This is a genomic window from Roseovarius sp. A-2 (genome assembly GCF_002072155.1).
GTDB lineage: Bacteria > Pseudomonadota > Alphaproteobacteria > Rhodobacterales > Rhodobacteraceae > Roseovarius.
In genome coordinates this window covers 1-3,765 of the sequence record NZ_BDIY01000065.1, presented here as the reverse complement: position 1 = coordinate 3,765, position 3,765 = coordinate 1, and the positions used below count along the sequence as shown (strand labels likewise).

The 3,765-nt window shown below is 56.8% G+C and carries 4 protein-coding genes and 1 pseudogene; all 5 read left to right on the top strand.

The window, feature by feature from the left end; all coding sequences use genetic code 11:
* Positions 1-127: 127 nt before the first annotated feature.
* Positions 128-496, top strand: a pseudogene (locus BHD06_RS22445) (transposase); the annotation flags it as partial.
* Between the two features lie 367 nt (positions 497-863).
* On the top strand, positions 864-1,085 hold the full coding sequence (locus tag BHD06_RS22440; protein WP_080459165.1) for a type II toxin-antitoxin system Phd/YefM family antitoxin: 222 nt from the start codon (positions 864-866) through the stop codon (positions 1,083-1,085).
* Positions 1,082-1,471, top strand: a complete 390-nt coding sequence (locus BHD06_RS22435; RefSeq protein WP_080459164.1) for a type II toxin-antitoxin system VapC family toxin — start codon at positions 1,082-1,084, stop codon at positions 1,469-1,471. Before BHD06_RS22440 ends, BHD06_RS22435 begins: the two co-directional genes overlap by 4 nt.
* A 105-nt stretch (positions 1,472-1,576) precedes the next feature.
* Positions 1,577-2,209 carry a tyrosine-type recombinase/integrase gene (locus tag BHD06_RS22430; RefSeq protein WP_080459163.1) on the top strand — a complete coding sequence of 211 codons (633 nt, stop codon included), beginning with the start codon at positions 1,577-1,579 and terminating at the stop codon, positions 2,207-2,209.
* Between the two features lie 776 nt (positions 2,210-2,985).
* Positions 2,986-3,672 (top strand): class II glutamine amidotransferase, encoded by a 687-nt coding sequence (locus BHD06_RS22425; RefSeq protein ID WP_080459162.1) that lies wholly within the window; start codon positions 2,986-2,988, stop codon positions 3,670-3,672.
* Positions 3,673-3,765 lie beyond the last annotated feature (93 nt).

Below are 3,765 nucleotides of genomic sequence, written 5' to 3'. Positions count from 1 at the left end.
CCCGCCCATTTGGGGCGCAACGCGGGGGTGGGGCCTCTCCAGTCGGGCTACGCCCTCCCTGCGAGCCCCCACCCCCGCGTTCTCATCCTGATTGACGCTGGATTCTCACCTTGTTTGTCGCGCGGCAGCCGCCTTCCCGGACGCCACGGTCCAGACCTGCATCGTGCATCTGGTGCGCCACTCGCTGAACTTCTGCGCCTGGAAGGATCGCAAGGCCGTCGCCGCCGATCTGCGTCTGATTTACGGCGCTCCGACGTCCGATCAGGCTGCTGCCGAGTTGGACGCTTTCGAGGAAAAATGGGCCGGGAAATACGCCTCGATCGCCCCGGCCTGGCGCAGGGCTTGGACCGAGGTGATCGCGTTCTTCGCCTTCGACCCGGCCATTCGCAAGATCATCTACACGACGAACGCGATTGAAAGTCTGAACCGGGTGATCCGAAAATCCATCAAGACCCGCGGCTCGTTCCCGACCGAGGAGGCCGCGACCAAGCTGATCTAGGAGAGTACCGCAAAGTGTGGGGCAGTTGCTGAGACTGGAGTGATCTGACATCGTCCGTTGATGAATTCATCAACGGAAATAGTTCAGCTCAAGGTTCGCCTTCTCGGGGTCAGCCCGATGATCTGGTTGCCGACCTCGAAGAGTGCATAACAGCTTACGAAAGCTTCAAGGCGCTGAGAAAAACCGCCGCGGAATTCCAGACATACATCTCAAACTGCGCCTGTGCGGTGACATCCAAAATCCTTGGCAGCATCATCCCCACAATTCAACTGCCCCACACTTTGCGGTACTCTCCTATCGGGGCGGCCCGGTTGACTATTGCCACGCTCATGGCTAAGTTAGCTAAGTTCAATCGGAGGCGCCCGTGCAATACAACGTCCACACAGCCAAAAGCCAACTGTCCAAGCTGATCGAAGCCGCCCTGGCGGGCGAGGAGGTCGTGATTTCCAAGGGATCGAAACCCGTTGTCAGGCTGACCGCAATCCCGCAGGGCAATTTCCGCCTCGGCACCCTGAAGGACAAGATCCGCACATCGCCGGATTTCCTGGATCCGATGAGCGAAGACGAGCTGGCCAGCTGGGAATGACATCCGTCCTGCTGGATACGCATGCTTGGGTCTGGTCGTTTCTCGATGATGATCAACTCTCGCGGCCGGCCCGGTCAGCCATCGAAAATGCGGATGCGGTGTATGTGAGCCCGATCAGTTTCTTCGAGATCGGGCAAAAGGTGCGGATCGGCAAGTGGCCCGAGATGGCACCGCATCTCCGCGATTTGCCCGAAATCCTGCGCGGGCAAGGCGGGCTGACCGCCACATTGACCCCCGATATCTGCATTCACGCAAGTGCGCGGGCGTGGGATCACAGGGACCCGTTCGATCGCTTGATCGCATCCACGGCCGAACTGTCGGGCCTGCGGCTGATTTCCAAGGACGCCGTGTTTTCCGGCCTTTCGGGCATCCACGTGGTCTGGTGACGCCGGGCGCGTGTGTGCCGCGACGTGCGACTATCCGGGCTGGCCCATCCGGGGTGCGAACATGGTCACGCATGGTATTGCCAAGTTGTTGGCAATACCCATATCATGCCAAGAGTCCAACTTCCCGCAGTCACCCCAAAACGCAAAGCTTGGAACAAAGGCCGGATTGTCGGCCAGAAACGACCGCTCCTGCCGAAACAGGTCTGGGCGATCCGTGCACGTCTCGAATTGGCGAACAACCTGCGCGATCTAACGCTGTTCAACGTTGCAATTGATAGCAAGCTTCGTGGTTGCGATTTGGTGAAACTGGCCGTCACCGACTTGGTGAGGGATGATCGCGTTCGCGAACGCGTGTCTGTGATCCAGAGCAAAACCAAGCGGCCCGTTCAGTTCGAACTCTCTGAAAACACGCGCGATACGATTGCCTCGTGGGTCAAGTCGCCGGAAATGATCGGCTGCTGTTTCATGTTTCCCAGCCGGTTTCACGACCGCCCGCATATCTCAACACGCCAATATGGTCGGCTTGTGCGAGATTGGGTGGCGGCGATCGGGCTGGAGCCCAGTGGATACGGCACCCATTCGCTGCGCCGGACCAAAGCAGCGGAGATATACCGCAAAACCGGGAATCTCAGAGCGGTTCAACTTCTGCTCGGACATACCAAGGTTGACAGCACAGTCAGATATCTTGGGGTCGAACTTGAAGATGCGCTGAGCATCGCCGAGCAAATCGACATTTGAACCACGTTGGCGGGCGGCCTATGCCGTTCGCCAATCCGGACCGGACCTACATTCGCGCCGCGGCGGTGGTTTGGATTGAGCCCACAGCAGAAGTGTCAAATTCGTTCTGCATGCGCTCGCAGCGCAGGAAATGCCGCAAGAGCGAGAAATTTGGTGCCGTCGCGCAGCGTAAGAACTGGTCATTCATGGAGGCCGCAACAAGAATCAGGCATTGAATTCACAGTTCGCGGACGGAGCAGGCTTTCGCTGCGCCGTGCACGAAGATCCGTGTCAGTCGGGCATACATCATTGCAACAAAGAACTGTCTGAACCGCAAAGAATATGCCAAGGGTCTAGGCATGACCAAACGGTCCATATGGCTTGACGCGGAAAAGAATGGCCGCGGAAAGGATTGTTCTCGCCTCACCGGAATAACAGTGATCGGACGTTCGCCGTGTCGCGGAAGAGGGGCTGTAGTTTAAGACGAAGACTTTAGCTGCGCCTGATAGGAATGCCCGCTGTCGGGCTATTATATTCACTCGCAGGCTCGGAATGTGTGGGAAAAACTTACCCGAATTGCCAAGCGCATAGACAGAACTCGGTCTCTTCCAAAAGGTATTGATGCCGATATTGCTCAGGCGTCGTCGCAAGTCAGGAATTCGTGCGATCAAAACATGGCACTTGCAAACGAGTCCCCTGCTACACGAACATGAACCGCAACGACACCGTGACAGCAGGCTGAACGCGCTCGACGTTTGACGCCGAAAGAACCCTTTATGGCAAAGAGGAATGAATAGATGTGTGAACTATTTGCGATGTCGAGTGCTTCTCCCACGCGGGTCAAATACCAACTCAACACTTTTGCAACCCATGGCGGTGAAAGATATTGTAACCGCGACGGCTGGGGGATCGTTTTCGCCGACGGACGCGACGGTCATATCTTTCGCGAACCCCGGCCCGCCAGTGATAGTGCATTAGCTCGGATGACTGCCGATTCTGACATATCTTGCAAGTACTTGATCGCTCATGTGCGCAGAGCTTCCGTTGGAAAGCCGGAGTTGCGGAACACGCATCCTTTTCGCAGGATCATAAGCGGGCAAGCACATCATTTTGCTCACAACGGAACTCTTCATGGGTATATCGACAGCCTTACGGATCGGTCCTTGCTGAGTGATTGCGTGGGAGATACCGACTCAGAGGCGGCGTTTCTGGATTTGCTCCAACGCTTGCGCGAAACCGGTGATGCAAGAGACACGGTGCCCGACCTGAAGGCGCGGTTTGATGTCTTCACCCGGTTCTGCGCTGAAGCGCGGCAATATGGCGCATCGAACTTCCTCTATTGTGATGGTGATGCCCTGTTCATTCATGCCCACCAGCGACGTCATGAAACAAGCGACGGGCTGAGCGACCCGCACCCGCCTGGATTGCATATGCGAAAATGTGGGGAATGGGCGTTGTTGCACGATCAGGAGCTATTCTGGTAGTTGAGGATTTTGCCTCTGATCTGGACACCTGAATGCCACACAAGTTCAACGCTGCTCGCCGCCATAAGTTTGGCAGGAAGCGATATCGGGTAA